The 20,621-nt window shown below is 45.3% G+C and carries 12 protein-coding genes; 2 read left to right on the top strand and 10 right to left on the bottom strand.

Annotated features, from left to right (window positions below; genetic code table 11):
- Window position 1: 1 nt before the first annotated feature.
- Window positions 2-2,203 carry a glycoside hydrolase family 88/105 protein gene (locus tag AC58QT_RS30215; RefSeq protein WP_497412226.1) on the bottom strand — a complete coding sequence of 734 codons (2,202 nt, stop codon included), beginning with the start codon at window positions 2,201-2,203 and terminating at the stop codon, window positions 2-4.
- Window positions 2,204-2,302: 99 nt separating this feature from the next.
- On the opposite strand from AC58QT_RS30215, the gene AC58QT_RS30210 reads away from it, so the two are divergent.
- Entirely contained in the window at window positions 2,303-3,202 is a 900-nt protein-coding gene (locus AC58QT_RS30210; RefSeq protein WP_497412225.1) for a helix-turn-helix domain-containing protein, read from the top strand.
- Window positions 3,203-3,274: 72 nt separating this feature from the next.
- A complete protein-coding gene (locus AC58QT_RS30205) occupies window positions 3,275-5,089 on the top strand; it encodes a PAS domain S-box protein (protein WP_497412224.1) in 1,815 nt (604 codons plus the stop codon).
- Window positions 5,090-5,474: 385 nt separating this feature from the next.
- Here the strand turns inward: AC58QT_RS30205 and lacZ are convergent, their stop codons facing one another.
- From lacZ to AC58QT_RS30160, 9 genes are all read right to left on the bottom strand, one after another.
- Window positions 5,475-8,597: a beta-galactosidase, LacZ type gene (gene lacZ / locus AC58QT_RS30200; protein ID WP_497412223.1), complete on the bottom strand. Its 3,123-nt coding sequence runs from the start codon at window positions 8,595-8,597 to the stop codon at window positions 5,475-5,477.
- Between the two features lie 108 nt (window positions 8,598-8,705).
- Window positions 8,706-10,247, bottom strand: a complete 1,542-nt coding sequence (locus AC58QT_RS30195; RefSeq protein ID WP_497412222.1) for an extracellular solute-binding protein — start codon at window positions 10,245-10,247, stop codon at window positions 8,706-8,708.
- A gap of 64 nt (window positions 10,248-10,311) precedes the next feature.
- On the bottom strand, window positions 10,312-11,217 hold the full coding sequence (locus tag AC58QT_RS30190; protein ID WP_497412221.1) for a carbohydrate ABC transporter permease: 906 nt from the start codon (window positions 11,215-11,217) through the stop codon (window positions 10,312-10,314).
- A gap of 19 nt (window positions 11,218-11,236) precedes the next feature.
- A complete protein-coding gene (locus AC58QT_RS30185) occupies window positions 11,237-12,163 on the bottom strand; it encodes an ABC transporter permease (protein ID WP_497412220.1) in 927 nt (308 codons plus the stop codon).
- Window positions 12,164-12,352: 189 nt separating this feature from the next.
- On the bottom strand, window positions 12,353-12,955 hold the full coding sequence (locus tag AC58QT_RS30180) for a LamG-like jellyroll fold domain-containing protein (RefSeq protein ID WP_497412219.1): 603 nt from the start codon (window positions 12,953-12,955) through the stop codon (window positions 12,353-12,355).
- A gap of 16 nt (window positions 12,956-12,971) precedes the next feature.
- Window positions 12,972-14,333 (bottom strand): glycoside hydrolase family 30 protein, encoded by a 1,362-nt coding sequence (locus tag AC58QT_RS30175; protein WP_497412218.1) that lies wholly within the window; start codon window positions 14,331-14,333, stop codon window positions 12,972-12,974.
- A 47-nt stretch (window positions 14,334-14,380) separates the two neighbouring features.
- Window positions 14,381-15,952, bottom strand: coding sequence for a response regulator transcription factor (locus AC58QT_RS30170; RefSeq protein WP_497412217.1), 1,572 nt, complete (start codon window positions 15,950-15,952; stop codon window positions 14,381-14,383).
- 17 nt (window positions 15,953-15,969) lie between these two features.
- Window positions 15,970-17,715, bottom strand: coding sequence for a sensor histidine kinase (locus AC58QT_RS30165; protein ID WP_497412216.1), 1,746 nt, complete (start codon window positions 17,713-17,715; stop codon window positions 15,970-15,972).
- 173 nt (window positions 17,716-17,888) lie between these two features.
- Window positions 17,889-20,003 carry an RICIN domain-containing protein gene (locus AC58QT_RS30160; RefSeq protein WP_497412215.1) on the bottom strand — a complete coding sequence of 705 codons (2,115 nt, stop codon included), beginning with the start codon at window positions 20,001-20,003 and terminating at the stop codon, window positions 17,889-17,891.
- Between the last annotated feature and the right edge of the window lie 618 nt (window positions 20,004-20,621).

Below are 20,621 nucleotides of genomic sequence, written 5' to 3'. Positions count from 1 at the left end.
CTCACTCCCCATTTTCCATATAGTGGTTCAATCGTTCAACTTCAATGCCCGCCAGCATTACGATGCCGATACCGTGTGTATCGTTGGTCTTCCATGGCAGCTCATCCTTATAATAATCAGCCGTAAACGCATATTTAGATCCCGTACACACCCCATGCACATTGCCGTACTGATCAACCGCCCTGCTGATTAATCCATGCCAAGCCTGCCTAATGCTAGCTTCGAATGCCGAACGGTTATCCTGCAAGATACCCAGACGCAATCCTCGACAGAAAGCGTAAATAAACATAGCCGTGCAGGACGTCTCTTCATAGGAATCAGGATCGGTCAACACTTGATGCCACAAACCATTTTTCCCTTGAAGCGAAAGCAATCCCTCACTAAACTCTTGAAAAAACGCAACTAACTCTCCTCTGCGAGCATGCGTGGAAGGTAGTACTTCTAATAACTCCGACAGCGAAAATAGCGGCCAACCGTTCCCACGTCCCCATGGCACATAGGTGGCTGTATTGAATTTAAAATCGTACACATGCGACATCACTTTCAGTTCAGGCATGTATAAATACTTTTTATAAGCGATAAATTGCTCTGCTGCATCGTCCAAAACAGCCACATTTCCCGTAAGTAAATAGTAGCGCTTCATGAACGGTGTGCTCATGTACAAATCATCGCCCCAGAGCGTTTTTTCCATATAATAACCAGGGCTCTCCCGATAAAATGCCCCGTCTTCCCTACGTTCTTGACGATTGCATATAAAGTCAGCGATTACTTCAGCTACTTCCAAGTAGGTACGTTCCTTATGTTCGGTATAAGCCTCCAGCATAACTGATCCAAAAGAACCACAATCATCTAACATATCCAATTCAATTAACTGATGATTAACCCACGGGAAACCGTACTGCTTGCGATCCCATAGTCCATAGTCGTATAGTCTGGTGCACTCCGATATATGATTCGTTACATATCGGACGATATCTTCGCGCCCCAGCATCTTGCCTCCTTGCAGCAAGCCATACAGCGTTACGCCAAGCGGATAGTTCCAACGCGCAAAATTTGCATTTTCCAAATAAGGACGAACCCAAGCATCCGGTTGATCCAGCCGCCAGTAAAGGCCACCGTTCTCCGGTTCCCAAACGGTATACATCGTTTGCAGTTCGGCAGGCGTATATGCTTTTTCACGTTGAAAAGGTCCTGCATATAACCAGCGTTCTTCTGTACCTTGAACGGGATGCGGAAGCTCAACCTCACATAACTGGCCATTCTGGTGAATATCTACGTTAAAGCCCCAATCCTTGCCGCCGCTTAGTGACTGCACCAAGAGGTCATGCATCCCATAAGTGAGATCGATGTCAAAATGAATGGGTTGCAACGCCTGCGCCTGAAATACTTCCTTTCCGTCTATCCACACAGTTAGCGCTGCACTCTGGTTGGTTCCCCTAAAGGAATAGCGTTGCTTTCCTGGAGCTGAACAACGCAGACGCGTCCAACCGTAAGCATACTGCCCCTCTTGGGCTCCATTCCCAAACATTCTCGTGAAAACGGGTTGTTTGTTTTGTTCTGTGTTCCACTTCAGTGTTGGACGCCATTCAATGCCTGTCGCCAATTCACTTTGCCCTAGTGCGGGCAATGCACGATTTTTGTACACATCCTCACCCGTGGGAACCGAGTAGATCCATCCGGCCTGACCCTCACGCTCGTTAAATGGTGCCAAAGCAGGAGGCGTCGACCATTTACTCCGAATTGTCCCAAGGATGCAACCGAATCCAGCAGGCGTTTTACGTAATTTAATGAAAATCGTCGTCCAACCCGAACTCAGCGGTATTTTCAGATGACGCTTATTCGCCGGGTTTAGCTCATCAATCGTCACTGACTTATAGAGCAGTTGACCATTAACATACACGCTTGCCGGTCCATAGCAGCTTAATGCTGACTCTACAATGCGTTCCGTATCACTCCATATTTGGGTAAACGCGTAGCCAAACTGACCGTTTTTCGCCTCAGGAAACTTCTCTCCCAAGTTAAGATCGTATCTGGCATCTGCCATTTGTTTACATCCTTGCCTACTGTACAGACGCCATGTGAACGAATTTGCTGGGTGCGTCCCCATATAGTGGTTGGCTATATTTTCTAAGATAAGCTGGGTGTTGGAACCACATTGTGCTTGGATACTTTGCTGTTTGTCAAAATGCCTTGTTATCATCATTTGAGTTTGCTCCTTAATGAAATCTTGTTATTGACTTCATTGTAGCCACATACTATCACATTGTCTTTGCCCTGCATTGTGTTAAAATGTTGTTGTATTGTGATTTATTTAGAGGAGGTTATCCAACTGAATCTCATCAAAGATTTTCAACTGAATCATGAACCGATCCAAATGACGTTTCACAGTCAAACGACTGCCTACTGGGACATTTACCACGCTCACCAAGGTATGGAATTTATCTATGTGCATCAAGGCGAAGGTTCCGTCATCATCGATCCATTTATGTACGAGATCAAACCAAACACATTACTGTTTTTCCAACCTTATCAACTGCATCGCATTAAAATGGATCTCCATTCGAGTACGTACAATACCTACGAGCGTTCAAAATTTTTATTTGAACCTTCTATCGTAGACAACTTACTGAGTACATTGCCCAACATGCAGAGCTTTTTCCGAACCTTATGGAAAGATACCCTTACTTGCCAAGTCCTGTACTTGCCCGAATTAGCAGCTAGTTGGGATGTTCAGTTGAAACAATTAGACAATGCTTTACGTTCCACGCCCAGAGAAGAACATATGGAAGAGTTCGCAATCTTTTTGATCGGCTTCCTACAGGGTCTGCGCGCACATTGGCCAGATAAACAGGATTCCACATCTGCCAACCAACGCCCCATGCATCATGTCGAACACATCATGAAATGGATTGATGAGCATTACCAGAATCCTTTTAAGTTGGAAGATCTAGCAGAGTCCTTACATCTCAATACCACCCATGTCTCGCATCTCTTCCGCAAATTCTCCGGCAGCAGTATTACGGAATACTTAACGGCCAAACGATTACGAGAAGCTTGTTGGCTGCTCAGAACCACATCAGAGCCTGTTCACATCATCTCCTCGGCTGTCGGGCTGAGCAATGTGTCTTATTTTTGCCAATTATTCAAAACTCATATCGGAACCTCTCCACACCAATATCGCAAAAACAGCGCACATACCTGATAAAGGAATTCCACTACAATTGTCCAATTGTTTTAATATAAAACTTACGTGAATGCTGGAGGATATATGGCAATGGATCTCACCTTTTCACAACCTGAACTGTTCTCTCATATCTTTGAATATTCTCCGATTGGCATGTCCTTCTTGTCTACAGATGGCAAGTGGCTGCGAGTCAATTCATCTTTATCTCAAATGCTCGGATATTCAGAATCCGAATTCCTTGATATGACATTTCAAGACATCACGCATCCCGATGATTTAGCGAGATCTCTGCATATTAAGAATCTATTCTTAGAAGGTAAGATGGATAATTTCGAACTGGAGAAACGTTTTATTCACAAAGATGGTTTCATTGTATGGGTATTTATAGTTATTAATTGTATGAGGGATGTTGGGAAGAAGCCCCTATTTTTTATTAGCCAAATCAAGGACATTACGGAAAGAAAGCTAGCCGAAGAGGATCTCAAAGCGAAAACAGCGCAGCTGGAGTCGTTTATCGAAAATAATGCAGATGCGATTTGGATGATCGATGCTGAGGATACACTTTTAGAAGTAAATCCTGCTTTCGAGAAATTGTTTGGATGGTCTTCCGATGAGGTTAAAGGCAGTAAGTTGCCTATCATCCCTGACTTTCTTATAGGTTCCATCAATAACATTCATCAAGGAATTAGAGCGGGAGAAACGGTTGTGGGATTGGAAACCACTCGCATGCGCAAAGACGGCACTCTCCTCCATGTGGAAGCAACCTTATCTCCACTTCGTGATCGAAGGGGAGCGATTATCGGAATCACAGGTATTTGCCGTGATGTAACAGCGAAAAAACTTGCGGAAGAGGATCTCAAAGCGAAAACAGAGCAGCTGGAGTCGTTTATTGAAAATAATGCGGATTCCATTTTAATTTTTAACAATGAAGGTTATGTACTAAGGGTAAATGAGGCATTTGAACATATTTTCGGATGGTCGAAGGATGAAGTCATTGGCACTGAATTACATCTGCTTCCTTTTATTCCAGCTGCCTGTGTAGATGAGTTTAAACATAGTCGTGAACGAGTGAAAATGGGACTATCTGTCATTGGTGCCGAAACGATGCGTTTACACAAAAATGGGGATTTGGTCAACGTGGTATTAACCGCTTCACCTATTCTTGATGGTAAAGGAACACAGATAGGTTGGTCTGTTACCTTTAGGGATATTACAGAGTGGAAAATTGCGCAAGCTCACCTTCAAAACTCCGAGAAATTATCTGTAGCGGGCCAATTAGCTGCGGGAATTGCTCATGAGATTAGGAATCCCATTACCTCCATCAAAGGATTTATTCACCTCATACAATCCGGATTTGGAGAAAAACAAAAGTATTTTGATATCATGACGTCCGAGATCGAACGAATTGAAATGATTCTTAGTGAGCTTTTAATATTGGCAAAGCCTCAATTGATTAAATACGAGCGAAAAGATATCCGTGTGTTATTGAGTCAAGTGATGACATTGATAGATTCTCAAGCGATTCTCAACAATGTTGAATTTATTGCTGAATTCAAGCCAGGTGTTACTCATCTTTACTGTGATGAAAATCAACTGAAGCAAGTATTTATTAATTTCATCAAAAACGCCATCGAATCCATGCCAAACGGGGGAAAAATAACGATAGAAATCCACAGCGATCATGATCAAGAAATGAAGATTCGTCTCATTGACCAAGGCTGCGGAATTCCCAATGAGGTGCTCTCCAAATTAGGGCAACCTTTTTATACAACGAAAGAGAAAGGAACCGGATTAGGTTTTATGGTAAGTAAGAAGATTATTGAGAATCACTCTGGTCACATCAAAGTTGAAAGTGAAGTAGACAAAGGCACGACGATTGAAATAACACTTCCTTTTTCTAATTAAAAGACAAATACAATAGAAGTTATGCATATAAAAATGGGCGGCAGACGGCGGCTCCGCTACTCCGCTGTAACTCGAATTTTTCGACCTACAGCGCCCACGTCGCCTCATTCTGCTGCCGTAACTCGAATTTTTCGACTTACAGCGCCCAAGTCGCCTCATTCTGCTGCCGTAACTCGAATTTTTCGACTTACAGCGCCCACGTCGCCTCATTCTGCTGCTGTAACTCGAATTTTTCGACCTACAGCGCCCACGTCGCCTCATTCTGCTGCTGTAACTCGAATTTTTCGACTTACAGCGCTCCTAGCGAGCTTCTCCCGGCGGCGACGAGCCATACAAAAAAGCTTACAAGTGACGAAGTCACTCGTAAGCTCAATATGCTTTTATACTAGTTTACCTTCCCTTGCAGCGTAAAGCTGTAGGAATAAGTCTTGTCAGCAAGCAGTAAAAATTGCTGATGCGGCTTTGAACCCCAACTATCATCCCCGCCAACACCCATTTGACGATAATTGATTCGTACAACCGTTTTATCGCTTGCCGGCAGCTTATAGACATGGTCATTGGCCTCTAGTTCCCATGGCGTATAGGGCAATACGTTTAGCTCGAAGGTAGGTTCACCTGTCATGTGCAGGACAACACCGCTCGGATTTGAGATTGCGGCGCAGCGGACATCCATCTTGTTGCCACACTCCTGCGGTCGTAGATAAGGCACGAACTGATCGGTAACTTTGCCTCGATGCAGTCCAATTTTTGCGCTCAACTGACGATCCCAATAGGATTCATGCGGCCCTTTACCGTACCACGACAGGTCCGTGAATGAACCGTCCATACGAAACATCATGCCGATTTCAGGAATTTCTGGGAGATGATTGCCGGGCACAAGCTGCTGCTCAACTCGGATCGTTCCATTACCAAACACCGTATACGTGATCGAGCAAAACGACTCTGATGCTGTAGGCAACACATAGGCTGCATGTACGATAACACGATCAGCAAGCAACTCCCAACGGAACGAGCGGAGCGTGCGTTCTTCGCCTGCATGTCGCCATGTCGCGCAGCGTTCATGCTGTTTATTCCCACGATCGTTATCCGTGTAGGCACGCCAGAAGTTCGGTACTAGTGCTCCCTTGAGGAGCTCACAACCTCCAACGATATAGGAAACCAAGCTGCCGTTTACCGTATCAAATTCAGTTGTGAAGCCTTTGCCACTTACCATTAGCGTGCCAGATTTGACGGCCATATAAACCGGATTGTAGCTCTTCGCAGCCTCAATCACAGCTTCAACTGGCTTCCCGACAGGAAGCACGAATTGCTCGAATGCTATTTCATGACCCGCTTCCGCCCATTTCTCTGCTTTCTTCGTTACAAAGGAGATGGTAAGCACGGCTTCTCCGTTGGGTTCGTACTTCGGCAGCGCGAGCTGAATCTCCTTGCTTTCAAGAGGGGCGACGGATACAGTTAGATTGCCTTCCGCACATACAACACCATCTACAGCGATCGTCCATTGAAGCAAATAGGCGTCCAAATTTGTGAACAGGTTTTTATTTTTCACCTGATAAATACCTTGCGCAGTATCGACTTCGGTAATCACAATATTCTCATAGCATTTCTTGGCTTCCATTAATTTCGGGGAAACGGAACGGTCAGCAAGTAGAAGCCCGTTGCCGCAGAAATTGCCGGAATGCGGTGATTCACCGAAGTCTCCACCGTACGCCTTATAAACCTTACCTTCCGCGTCTGTTTGCCAGAGACTCTGATCAACCCAGTCCCAAATAAAGCCGCCCTGCAGCACAGGATACTTATCAAATAATTCCGTGTATAGATGCAAGCCGCCGAGAGAATTACCCATAGCATGACTATACTCACATAAGATATACGGCTTCTTCGTTCCTCTCTGATTCGCATACGCAATCAATCCTTCAGGTCTTATATACATGTAACTTTCCACATCTGTCGCAGCAGCCGATTCCTTCCAATTCACAACACCTTCATAGTGAACGATCCTTGTCGGATCTGCCTCGCGCAGGAAATCATGCATGTGTACGAAATTATCACCACCGAACGCTTCATTACCAAGCGACCAGATTACAATAGAAGGATGATTCTTATCCCGTTGCATCATAGCATTCGTACGGTCAATAACATTCGCTGTCCATTCTGGTTTGTTGCCAGGGACAATATTCGGAAGCATTTCATTCTGACTACCGAGCCAAGTGCCGTGCGACTCCAGATTGGTTTCATCAATGACGTACAAGCCATATTCGTTACATAGCTCATACCAAAGCGGGTTGTTGGGATAATGGGCCGTACGCACAGCATTGATGTTGTAGGCCTTCATGAGCTTAATGTCTGTCAACATGTCGGCCATCTTCATCACGCGGCCATCATCTATACAGAACTCATGACGATTAACGCCTTTAAACACGATGCGTTGTCCGTTGATTAGCATGAGTCCATCTTTGATCTCGAATTTACGGAAGCCCACCTGTGTGGAGATCGTCTCCAGCAGTTCCCCATTCTCATCTTTCAGACTCAGCACAACCATGTAGAGGTGCGGCTCCTCTGCGCTCCATTTCAGCGGATTGGTGACATGTGCTGAAACCTCTACTTGCGCTTCTGCATGACTGCTGCCAAGCAATGTAGTTACCCTCATCGGCGTTGTCAACACAGCGCTCTGCTGCGCATCATACAACTGTGCCTCCAGCGTAACTGCACCTAAATCGACCTCCCAATAATTCATCAGCGTCGCTTTCACTTTCAACTCTGCATCTTGATACGCCTCGTCAAACTCCGTTGTTACGAAGAAGTCGTACACATGCGCTTTAGGCACCGTATACAGGTACACATCGCGGAAAATACCGCTCAACCGCCAGAAGTCCTGATCCTCCAGCCAGCTGGCATCGCACCAACGATACACTTCGACCGCAAGCTTATTTTCACCTGCCCTTAAGTAAGGAGTAAGATCGAATTCAGCCGGTGTAAATGTATCCTCGCTGTAGCCCACAAGCTCGCCATTGACCCACACGTAGAATGCCGACTCTACGCCTTGGAAACTGATGAAAACAGGTTGTTCCTGCCAATACTCTGGCACCGTAAATGTACGTGTATACGATCCCACAGGATTATATTTCGTAGGTGCAAACGGAGGAGCTAGTTCCGGTTCTGAAGTCTCCCACGGGTAGCGAAAATTCGTATATTGCGGATAATCGTACCCCTGAAGCTGCCAGTGTCCAGGTACATGAATGTCATTCCATCCCCGATGATCAAAGCTAATCTCATAGAAATTCGTAATCCGCTCCGATGGTGACTCCGCGAAAGCAAACTTCCACGTGCCGTTCAGTGATACATAATGACGAGAAGCTTGGCGGTCATTCGTAAGCGCTTCTGCCACGGAGTCGAAAGGCATGAGTGTCGCGTGTGCTTTCATACGATTCAATTCAAAAATTTCAGGATTATTGTTCCACTCTGGGTAGCCGTTGACCGGAAGCGTATGCTTAAATTTTTGCTTCATTCTTGATGCCTTCTTTCCTCTATTAGTCCTGTACTCAAAGAGTAACCCGAAAGTTAGACACCTCCAAACAAGGCGCTTTCTTCCGGGTTACGATTACGGGTACGGGTCTTATTTATTTTCAGCTAGGAACGTGTTAATTTGATTTTGAATTTCCGTTTGAATTTTTTCAGCATTTGCTGCCTTAAGCTGTGATGTCAGCTCCGTCAATCCTTTGTCAGTCTCTTTCACAAGACCGTATTCCAGCGGCAGTCCGTAACGCGTCATTACGTTGCTGACATTTGACACTTCATTAACAACTTTCGAGGTATCAAATACGAACGTTTCAAGTTTGTAATGCATAACTTGTGGTTTCCATTTCGCCTCGATGTCTTTCGCAGCTTGCGGGTATGTCGTCTCTGTACGGTTCAATGTGGACTGGAAGCCCCAGTTCGTGAACGTGTTAAAGCTAGCGAATTTGTCCAATTTCGTGTATTGATCGTTACCGACAGCCGAATAGTGCGTGCCTTCGATACCATACATAATCAGATCGTGAAGCTGTTTATCATTTTGCAGCAAGTCGAGCACCATCAATGAACGCTCAGGGAATTTCGACGTTGCATGAATAGACATACCATTTTGTGTTGAAATAGGGTTTGATTTCTTGCTATCTGGAGCGATATCCGCGATTCCGACTTTCCAATCTGGATGCAAGCTTTTCACAGCATTTACAGCAGAAGCAGCGGCAGACAATGTATGTGAGTATGAGGCAATTTTACCCGCTTTGAAATCTTCTGTTTGGCTGCCTTTGTAAGTTAGCACATCTCTCATCCAAGAGCCGTTCTCTGCAAGCGTTTTGTAGTAAGTTAGAAGTTCTTTGAATTCCGGCGTGTCGTAAATGTTAAACACTTTGCCCGTTGCATCATTTGCATTGTAAGCAAACGGCGTGCCATCAATTTGCTTCCAGTTGTTCTTTTGCAGTAACAACAACGTATCCAACGTGTGGACAGTCCCTAGAGTAGCGCCAAATGGCGTAACGCCTTTTTCGTTTTTGGCAATCGTATCCGAGTATTTCGCAAACGAAGCACCGTCCGTAATTGGCGGCAAGCTGTACTTCTCACGTAAGTCTTCACGGTAAATAATGGTCTTTTCCTTGTATTCATTCGGAATGTTGTACGGGATCATGTAAAGCTTGCCTTTCACTTTCGCTTGATCCCACTTGACTTTATCAATCGTTTTCCAAGTTATTGGCGCGTATTTGGCTAGCATATCGTCTTTCAACTCAAGGAAGCCGCCTTTATTAGCTTGATCTGCGTATGATGACCAGTTCGCAGTGAAGACAAGGTCAAAGTCTTCGTTTGCTGCAAATTTAAGCGGATACTTTTGTTTATAATCGGACCAATCTAAGAACTCCGTTTGGAGTGTAGCGTTTACTTTTTGTTTTAAAATCTTGTTAATTTCTCCGAATACGAGGTCATAATCGGCCGGTTTCGGTCCGAGCATGATCATCTTCAAGTCAACGGCTTTCGACGTATCGATGGCAGCGTCTTTTGGACTTGTAGAGGCCGTACTTTGGGCATTGTTCGGTTTCTCATTGTTACCGCAGGCACTAAGCATGATTGACGCTGTTAAAAGACTTGTCAACACAAGACTCATAGATTTTAATCTCTTCATTTTGATGCTACCCCTTTTCATTCTGTTAGTTGTCTTTCCTATTGATAATCAGGTTTCCCTGAGTTTACCCTTTTACTGCACCAATCGTTAATCCTTTTACGAAGTACTTTTGGATGAATGGATAAGCAAGAATGATTGGGCCTGTCGCGACGACGGTCATCGCCATTTTCAAGCTTTCACCAGGAATCGTCACTGTCATGCCGCCTCCAGATCCGAGCATAGCGTCACGCATGCCCTCCAGATTGCCGAGCATCTTATACAAATAATACTGCAGCGGCATTAGCTTCTCGTCGGATATAAAGAGCAAGGCCATATACCAATCATTCCAGTGGCTCAGCGCGATAAACAGACCGATTGTTGCCAACGCGGGCTTGGAAAGCGGAAGAATAAGACTACGGAAGATACGAAAATCCCCGGCACCATCAATTTTGGCTGACTCGGAAATGGCATCCGGAATTCCACTCATGAACGACCTCATGACGAGAATGTTGAATACATTTACTAACGTGGGAAGAATAAGGACGATCAAGTTATTTTTTAGATCCAAATAATTAACAATTAACAAGTACCACGGGACAAGCCCTCCACTGAACAATGTGGTAAAAAAGAAGTAAAAAGCGAAATGGTTGCGCCATCTGAAGTCTTTGCGGCATAGCACGTAAGCGGTCATTGCTGTTAGGAACAAGCCGAGCACCGTGCTGACAACCGTAACCGTAATGGTTACGCCATATGCTCTAAGAATAGCTTCGGGAAATTCGAATATAACCCGATACGCTTCGGTCGAAAATAATTTTGGGATCAGACTATATCCGCTTAATCGAATCGTGTTTTCATCCGTGAATGAGGATGCTAGCACGATCCAAAATGGAATGATGCATAGTAAGGCCATGAAAATCAGAATGACGTACCCGATGGCGGAGAGAAGGAGTCTATCCTTCTGTAGGCCGCGTTTAACGGCTGTTGCTTGCATATGAATTGTCCTCCTCCGCTTAGAATAAAGCGCGATCCTTATCGTATTTACGTACTGCATAATTGACCATCAGAATGGTCACGAAGCCGAGAACCGATTGATAAACACCCGCTGCGGCTGACATGCCGATTTCGTTGGTCGTCATCAATAACCGGAAGACAAACGTATCAATAACATCTGTTGATGAGAACAACATCCCGTTGTTGCCAACCAAGTTGTAGAACATACCAAAGTCGCCGCGGAAGATGTGACCAACAGATAGCAGTACGAGAATCGTCGTCGTCGGTATCAAATTGGGAAGGGTCACGTGGTAGATACGCTGGAACACGTTCGCTCCATCAATTTCGGCCGCTTCGTACATTTCGGTATCGATGCTTGTAATCGCGGCCAAGTACATCACCATACCGTAGCCGAGGGACTTCCAAGTGTGGAAGAATAGCAGAATGTAAGGCCAGTAGGCCGGCGTATTGTAGATATCGATCTTCTCCATGCCGAGCGATGTCATCAAGTTGTTCAGTGCGCCAATGTCGTAACTAAAGAAACTGTAGGCGATCGAGCCGACGACTACCCAAGAGATGAAGTAAGGCAGGAACATGGCCGATTGGATAATTTTGCGAAACCATTTGCCTCCGACTTCAAACAGTAGAATCGCTGCTCCGATTTGCAGGATATTCCCGAGTATAATAAAGGCAATGTTATACAACCCTGTATTACGCGTTACCAGCCAAGCGTTACCGGATTGAAAGAAAAATTTAAAATTATCAAACCCTACCCATGGACTCCCAAAAATACCGCCTGTATAGTTGTACTGCTTGAAAGCAATTACGATCCCAGCCATCGGGATGTAGGAAAACAATAAACATAACAGTGTTGTTGGCATTATCATGAGCAGCAGAGTTCTATTCTTCACTAGCTCATGCCAAAATCTTTGTTGTCTTTTTATCATGTCTCTACTCCTCTCTCTCTCTGTTTCTTATTATAAAGGGATGGCGAAATGGATATCATTTAGCAGAACAACAAAAACGTATACAAAATCAACGAACATCTTTTATATTTTGCAAGGCTATGTAAGTAGCAGCTGGAATAAAAAAAGCAGTAGCGGATTGCTCCACTGCTGCTCATTTAAATACGCCGCCTAAGGCCTATTTTTAATAGAAATCTGGTCATATTGTGCATAGTTATAGCCGCTTCCCAGTCCTACTAGGCCCGAAGCATACGTGCTGTCGTTGAGCGATACAACAAGCTTACCGTCTATATAGCCATTGATAAGGCTGCCACTGAAGTTTAGTTGTAAATGATGCCATGTCTTTGCTGAAAAAGGCTCAAATCCTGATGCGAGAATGGTGTCGGAATCCTTAAGCGGGTCAGTGATTCTTAAGCTCCAATTGCCCGTCTGATCAACCTGCAGTTTATAACCAGTAATCAAGGTGTCATTAATCCATTGACGCGGCTTACTGCCTGCTCGTCCAATAATGGCTACTGTTCCGGGCTTTTCATTTCCGTAACTATCTTTTTGGGGACCTTCAATGAGTACATCCGAACTGAAGTCATAGTCCGTCCAATTGAGGTCTCCCCATTGTGTATGGGTACCATATCTAATTCGAGGGGTCATCCAAGCATCCCACTGCTTCATAGGACCCACCACAACCTGACGTAAAGCTTTGCCACCGCCGCCAAACTTGTCGGCAACTTCAAATACACCTTCAACATCCGATGTATATGTCGGCGTTTCACCCACTTTGCAGCTCTCCAATTCAACCTGAAAATGACATAAATTGTTGCACGCCATTCGATTTCCACACGTGAACCGTGTCGGTCGACAAGCCCCCTGTCAGCTTGACTGTCAGGGTCTCCTCCGAGCTGCCGGTTGCCACAATGATGCTATAATGACCGCTGTCATCTGGCTGCTTGAATGTGACATACGAGGTCTCTCCTGTCGTGATACCACACCCGCTGTCTAGATATTTCCAACCTGGCTGAGCAAATTGATTCGTATGCGCAGCAGCCCAGACCGCTGGCATCACGGTGTAATAACCTGACCAAGGTTCATCGGCAACCATTACACCTGTCTTCGGAAATGACAAATTGTGATACGTTGAGGAGATCATATGCCAAACATTGGTTTTGGTGACCTTGGCATTGATATAGTTATTATTCATGATTTTAGCCAAATCAAGCGCACCCTTTTGACCATTCGTGCACGCCCACTCGCCACTTCCTGTCCAGCCCTCGCTCTCCCAAAGCGTCAACCCAGCGTTCTGAGCCGATTCCGATGAGCTACTTTTCACATAATGGTATCCAATGACGGATACCGCCTTCTTCAACGCAGGATCAGCTAGGACTTCATCAACAAAAGCCCAAGGTGATCTTGGGTTATAGGGCTCATGCTCCCTGCCGCCAATGTCAGGAGCGACAATTTTCACATGCTGTAAGCCATTTCGATCAAGTGTGGGTCTCAAGATATGGACGATGTAGTTCTTTAAATACGAAGGACTGTTCGGGTCGCTAGGGTCAACTAAATCAAGCCCAACAAAGCTTTCATTTTGATTGCCTCCCACATAGTCAATATCCAAGCCCCACTCTCTTTTGGCTCCCTTTATATAACTGACCAAATAATCCGCATTATCCTGGGAGTACATCGCATACTTGCTATTGTTGTTAGCGTAATAGTTGGCGTTATCACTACCGACGTTGATGTCAAAGTCGTTCAGCCATCCAGGGGCTCCCCACTGCAAAAGATCCAGCTTGATCGCCTTATTCCGCTTCTTTGCTTCGCTCATTAACCAAAGCTCATAGCCGCGGTGCATATTCGGATGGGCAAGCTCCTCCCTCGTTCTCGCGTGAGTTGGCTCTGTTCCCGTCGTGGAAAAGACATCTCCACCAACCTCGACTTTTAAATGGGTATAACCCGCTCCAAAATTAGGCTTAAAGAGATAATCCAGAATGTCACTGCGATAAGGTTCTGGGTAATCGATCAACAGACGAGTATTTCCACCTCCGCCGCTAACCACACCTTCTCCTTCAAAAATTTTTCCAGTTCCATTGCCGTCTATGACAATGGAAGTCGCAACTACGGGAGCTCCACAGTTCCCCCCATTTTCTGAAAACATCACCATGATTGCATGAATCCCTCTCTTGTTCAATCTTCCTCACATTACGAGCTTTAAATTTTATTCTTTTTGCGATATTCCCTTGGCGACATACCTATAGCCTGCTTGAAAGAGCGGTTAAAATAAATGACGTTTCGATAACCAATTTTGTCTGCGATTTCATACACCTTCAACCGAGGATTATCCAGAAGCTCACAAGCTCGCTTCATGGTGATGTCATTCATAAATTCGCTGAACCCCATGCCCGTTTCTGTTTTAAACAAATGGCCTAGATAGTTAGGTGTAAAGTCGAAACGCGCGGCAACTTCTTTCAATGTTACTTTGTTCTCCAAGCGTTCTTCTACATAACTCCTAATTTCTGCGATCAATTTACGGTCCTGTTTCCGTCTTTTCACATAGAGCAGTTCAGACAATTCGAAAAATCTTCTGCGCAGCCAGGATACAATATCATTCATCGTCTCGAATTCGAATAGCACATCCGGCTGATGGGATTCCCAATTCAGAAGTTCATACAAATTCTCATTTATTTTTTGTAAATCGCCATGTAGTTTCGACGTCATTCGGTTGATCAGATCATAAGCCTCGCTCTTGCGATGCGGCGCTAAATCAGGGCGGAAGATCGCCGTTAATCCATCATCAATCTTCACCAGGTCATAATCGAGTATAGCTTGCAAAACTTCTTCGAAGATTTGTTCACTATTCACTGTCCCCACCTTAACGGGTTGCTGAAAGGTTACATCTCGAATCACTCTGTTCTTGCCCAGAACCCACTTGATACTAAGCGCCATTTCCGCTTGACGATAGGACTGATGAAGCTCATCCTCGCTATATGCACGAACGCCGAGCCCAATGGTTAGGGTGAATGGGAAGGACTTACCGAACGAACGAATCAGTTCTTCAAGTTCATTTCCTATATCGGCGCCACACGTTGCCAAAAGAACGAACCTATTCGCGTAACCATTCATCAGGCTCCCCAGTCTTTTAGTCTGAACACTCTCTATCAGGTGCTGCTCGATGCTTGTCCATAATGCACGCCGATCTTCTACGGTCATATCTTTCGAATGTCTTTCAAAGTCATCTGCTTCAATCAATGCCACCGCTGTACCCTTCTCGATAAAAGGCGACACAAACTCGGCCACCCGCTCTTCGGCAATACCCGGAGATGCTTCCTGGAACCAGCGCAGCAGCAATTCTCGCTGTACAAACGGCAATGCCTCAGAAAGAGAGGAATGGAGGCGACGATCCTCCTCGACCTTGGCACAAAGACCAGCAATCATCTTGGCCAGCTCATCGTCATCAACAGGCTTTAACAAATAGTCATATGCCTCTAGTTGTATGGCTTCCTTCGCATAGCCAAAATCTTCATGTCCACTTATAAAAGCAATCCGAACTTCTGGATTTATTTTTCTAGCTTTTCGCGCGAATTCAAAACCCGACATAATCGGCATACGGATATCCGATAGCACGATATCCATTCTTTCCTGTTTCATTAAGGTAAGGGCGGCGAAACCACTCTTTGCCGTTCCCGCAACTCGCAGTCCTTGGCAATCCGTAGCCTCAACCCTTACTCGCAGCCATTCCAAATCAATCGCTTCGTCATCGACAAGCAAAATGTTAATGTTCATAATATCTCACCACTCATTCATGTGTGTTTGCGAGTATAACTCGACACGTCCAGTTCTGGGAAATCATTCATATGAAAGGGCAACAGAATCTGGACGGTTGTCCCGCCGCCGTAAACGCTAGCTATTTGCACGCCGTAATCAGCGCCATATCGAAGTTTAATTCTTTCATTCACATTCTTAAGTCCATAAGCGTTCGATTGTGCTCCACCTTGAAGTGCCTTCTGAACCGTTTCTGGTCGCATCCCGATACCGTTATCAATAACCTTTAGCTCTAGGCTTTCCCCTATCCGCTTCGCCGTAATACGAATCGCGATCGTTTCCTCAAACCAAGCATGCTTAAACACATTTTCTACAAAGGGTTGCAGCAACAATTTGATGATCTGGACATCTTTAACTACGGGGTCCATGTCAATATAAACTTGAAAAGCATCCGCATATTTGACCTTCTGAATGTCGAGATACGCGCCCACTTGATCTAATTCCTTTTTGAGCGGAATAAGAACTTGCCCTTCGTTCAATGTCAATCGATAGAATCGGGAGAGCAGCTTAACCATCTCCGTTACCTCACGAGTCTTGCCCAAATTACTTAGACTACTGATAGCCGATAAGGTATTGTAAAGAAAATGCGGATTGATTTGCGCTTGCAGTGCCTCAAGCTCCGCTTGTTTTTTTTGAACCCCTTGACTATACACATCTTGAATAAGCTGCTGTATACTGCTCGCCATGTTATTGAATGAACGGGCGATAAGTTCAAACTCGTCGTTACCGCTCACAGAAAGCCGGCGATCCAGTTTTCCTTCTTTCATGGATGTAATGAAGGAGACAATTCGTTTCATTCTTCGTCCAGACAACGTCGCTACGACAAACCCGATAATCCCCATCACGATAAAGCTTGCTGCGCAGATCAGCCCAATCGTCACTTGGAGCCGTTTGGCATCTTTGTTCAAATAATCGTGCGGCACGCGAACTTCAATGGCGAACGAAGTGCCTACAATTTCTTCACGCAGATTCAAATACGTAGTGCCAATGTTATTGGGAAGCCGCTCAAACAAAGTAGAACCTGTTCGCTGGTCATAGAAACGCAAGCCAAGTCCTTGCTCTGGATATTTGACGATGTTGCCCAGCAAACTATCGAGATTAACCGTAATTTTTATGTAACCAATGACCGTACTATAGTCAGTAAATAAGACGAGTTTGCGAAAAAGTGATACGTTGCCAGGCTCTCGATCCTCATCAGCCTGAAACCAGAGATTATCCACGCCTTCGGCCTCCAGCTTTTGAAACCAGGGACTGCTCTGCAGAGCAGAAAAGTGATGTATAAAATAATCACTTCTGGTAATTGGCGTCGTGTCGGAAGAGCTTGCTGATTCACCGATATCTGGGTTGACTGCGTAGAGTGTCAGCCGAATTGGACTGCCGAACAGATCAAGCGGCGCTTGCAGCAGCGGAATCACTTCGTCGATGACAGTTAAGTACATCGATGCTCGATCGCCGTGTTTCGTCAATGCACGTTGAAAGGGCAGGTTGCCAAACAATTGGTCCGAAATTCGCTGGACTTCCGCCATTCGGTAATCCGCATTATTGCGCGTCTGCTCCAGTGCTGCACGAATACCCGTCTGTGCGACTTCCGTACGAGACTTAACCAGCATCGTATAGGAGGCGTAGCCGATCGCTATGTCAGTAACCAGTACAAGCAAGAGATAAGAAATCATCATTTTATACGTAAAAGGCATATATGTGCTTCTGAAGAATAATCGTGTCATACCTAGCCAACCCTTCTACGATTTAACTACAGAACGCCTACATTCTCAGTTTAGGGTATACGTGCCCGTCTAGAATATACAAAAAATCAACGGAAAGGAGTATAAAATCAACTTTTTATTAGAAAATAATTAAAAACCGAAGACATGTAACGTGTCTCCGGTCAACATACCCATTAAGGATTAAGAACGGTAAAGCTCCAATTTTGGTTCAAAGAAGTGGACTCTGTCCATTGTTTATTTAGTGCACCGTCGTTCATGCTGCCGCCGTCTAGGCCGAGCATCAAGTTGCTTTTTACGTTTTTAAGTTTGTAGAAGCCGCTGCCTACATCAACTAGCTGCCATAGCTGGCTGGTGGAGCTGCTGGCTGTGTTAATGATATTGTTCGCTCCGCTAGCCGTAGAAGCGTTGCTAATATCCAAGTAAGTGCCGCTGCTTACATTTTTGATTTTATAATAACCGTTCGTATATTCGAACTGCCAGGACTGACTTGCCGCACTTGCATAAGTGCGCTGTTCGACATTCGTACCAGCCGTTGCAGCGTTGCTTACTGTGCCTAATGACTTACCGCTATTGCGATTGACAATCGCATAGGTCTTGGTCAAATCAATGGGAGCCACTGCGTCGAAGCGCCACTTTTGGTTGGCCGAGCCTGATCCAGACCACTGAACCACAGCAGCACTGTCATCCGTTGAACCCCCGCTTATACATAACATCTTGCCGCTGTTGCGGTTCTTGATATTATAGTAGCCGCCGCCTGCGTCAACTAGCTGCCATTGCTGACTATTGTTGCCATTAGCTGTCCATTGGATGCTCTGACCGCCATCTGCTGTCGACTCATTTCTAACATCCATGTACAATCCGCTGTTCGTGTTCCGAATTTTGTAATAGCCGCCCCCAATATGAAGGAGCTTCCAGGATTGGCTGACTGCTCCGGTATAAGGACTCTGTTGAAGCGTCGCATCATTACTCGTAAGATTGCTCGAAATGCCAAGCGACTTACCCGAATTACCATTGACAATTGCGTAGGTTAATTGCGTATTAATAGAAGAAGTAGGCGTAGCAGGGCTCCATGTTCCAGCTGCCAAGTCGATATTCCAATTTTGATAACCGTTAATAATAGGCTTGCCTGCACTATCGAAGGTCAATGGATACCATTGGTTACGACCAGGTCCCGTGCTTGCAATAGCGCCCTTCTCTTTCATGTTGCTCCAACGATCTCCGATATACATATATGTCGTTCCCGCTGTTCCTTGAATCGGTAGGATTTGATCAATTTGCGTATCAAAAGAATTTGCACCCGTAGGACTCGTTCCCGCGTAAGTTGTTCCATTCCAAGCGGTTGTCCCCACCTTAGTCGCAGAACTCCAAGTACCGGTTATACTTGATGCGGTATAGTAATACGTTGGGCTCGATTTCCAACCGTTGGTCTCCGAAGCCAGCATGTAATACGTGGATCCTACTTTGAACAATGAAGTCGCTTCTTTATTAGGGCCAGTTGACTTAAAGAGTACCACAGGTGTGACATTGATCTCATATTTATTATTATTGAATGTTGTGCCCACTCTGCCAATATAAATCCCGGAGTTATAGTCAGGTGTGATGCCGTCTGATTGTAGTTTCCAATCCACGGTTTGCGTAATGTACGTAGTGCCGTCATCGTCGGTGAAAATCGAACCCAGATCGCCATTTCCGTAGTAACCCCCTGGATTAGGAATGACTTGCTGGAATTCGAACGGACCCACTGGTGAATCACTATACCAAATTGAAATGGAAGCCCGGTACCCGCAACAGCCCCATTCCAGGTACATCACATATTTACCCATCTCACTGTTATACTGAACAAGCGGCCTACCGAACCAGTTACTCGTATCAAAAGCAGGGACAGTCGTACCCGGGTTCGCTGTGCGATACGCAGCAATGGAATCAAAGTCGACAACTTCCCTATGCGCTGTCCAAGTCATAAGATCTGTGGACGTGTAGGCACTCACTTTCTTTTTCCAGTTTGGATTGAGTGTACCATTGGGCAAATTCATGGGTTCCGATGCGTCGAGACCGTACCAATAGTACGTGTCTCCTTCCTTCATCGTCCAGCCGCCTTGTGCCCAGATCTCGTCACCGTTCGTTGCATATTTGAGCTCATTGTTCACAATTCCCGCCGATGCGGCTTTCACTGGCTGTGCAAACATAAGCAACATGATCGCAATAAACATAGCTACTACAATCAACACTACTTTTTTCTGTTCATGTAGCCAATTAACATTTTGCATGCGTGTCATCATCATCATCATGGACATCCTCTCTTAGTAATTACATGGGATTGATTTCATCAAATGTAGCTAAACTTGTGATGCGTTTTGGTTGTGTCCCCCTTTAAAAATTAGCTTTAATAAAGCGCTTTCACATAGTACATTTTAGTTAATTTTTGAAGAAGCGAATAGATAGCAAAGCAACGATTTCTAAACTTTTGTTAACATGTGGGGAAGGGCGCGCAGGGTTAAGTCGAAAACATCGAGTTACGCGTGTCATCACTCTGCACTCTGAGACGCTAAGTGGCAGGCTCCGTTAACAAATTAGTCTGACCTAGCGATATCCCTTTCTTGAGACGTCGATTTTTGCAGCCTCAGATTCACATCAGCACCGACTGCACTCTGAGACGGCGAAAATGGCACGCTCGGTTAACACATTAGTCTGACCTAGCGATATCCCTTTCTTGAGACGTCGATTTTTGCAGCCTCAGATTCACATCAGCACCGACTGTACTCTGAGACGTCGAAAGTGGCACGCTCGGTTAACACATTAGTCTGACCTAGCGATATCCCTTTCTTGAGACGTCGATTTTTGCAGCCTCAGATTCACATCAGCACCGACTGCACTCTGAGACGGCGAAAATGGCACGCTCGGTTAAC

The organism is Paenibacillus sp. J31R109, from assembly GCF_059692055.1.
Note: the sequence above shows the minus strand (reverse complement) of the source record. Positions and strands in the feature narration are given on the sequence as shown.

Excerpts from the sequence above, each read along its gene's own strand:
- AC58QT_RS30205 (WP_497412224.1), top strand. The coding sequence starts at position 3,275 with ATGGATCTCACCTTTTCACAACCTGAACTGTTCTCTCATATCTTTGAA.
- AC58QT_RS30215 (WP_497412226.1), bottom strand. The coding sequence starts at position 2,203 with ATGATGATAACAAGGCATTTTGACAAACAGCAAAGTATCCAAGCACAA.
- AC58QT_RS30175 (WP_497412218.1), bottom strand. The coding sequence starts at position 14,333 with ATGGTGATGTTTTCAGAAAATGGGGGGAACTGTGGAGCTCCCGTAGTT.
- AC58QT_RS30165 (WP_497412216.1), bottom strand. The coding sequence starts at position 17,715 with ATGACACGATTATTCTTCAGAAGCACATATATGCCTTTTACGTATAAA.
- AC58QT_RS30185 (WP_497412220.1), bottom strand. The coding sequence starts at position 12,163 with ATGATAAAAAGACAACAAAGATTTTGGCATGAGCTAGTGAAGAATAGA.
- lacZ (WP_497412223.1), bottom strand. The coding sequence starts at position 8,597 with ATGAAGCAAAAATTTAAGCATACGCTTCCGGTCAACGGCTACCCAGAG.
- AC58QT_RS30195 (WP_497412222.1), bottom strand. The coding sequence starts at position 10,247 with ATGAAGAGATTAAAATCTATGAGTCTTGTGTTGACAAGTCTTTTAACA.
- AC58QT_RS30160 (WP_497412215.1), bottom strand. The coding sequence starts at position 20,003 with ATGATGATGATGATGACACGCATGCAAAATGTTAATTGGCTACATGAA.
- AC58QT_RS30190 (WP_497412221.1), bottom strand. The coding sequence starts at position 11,217 with ATGCAAGCAACAGCCGTTAAACGCGGCCTACAGAAGGATAGACTCCTT.
- AC58QT_RS30170 (WP_497412217.1), bottom strand. The coding sequence starts at position 15,952 with ATGAACATTAACATTTTGCTTGTCGATGACGAAGCGATTGATTTGGAA.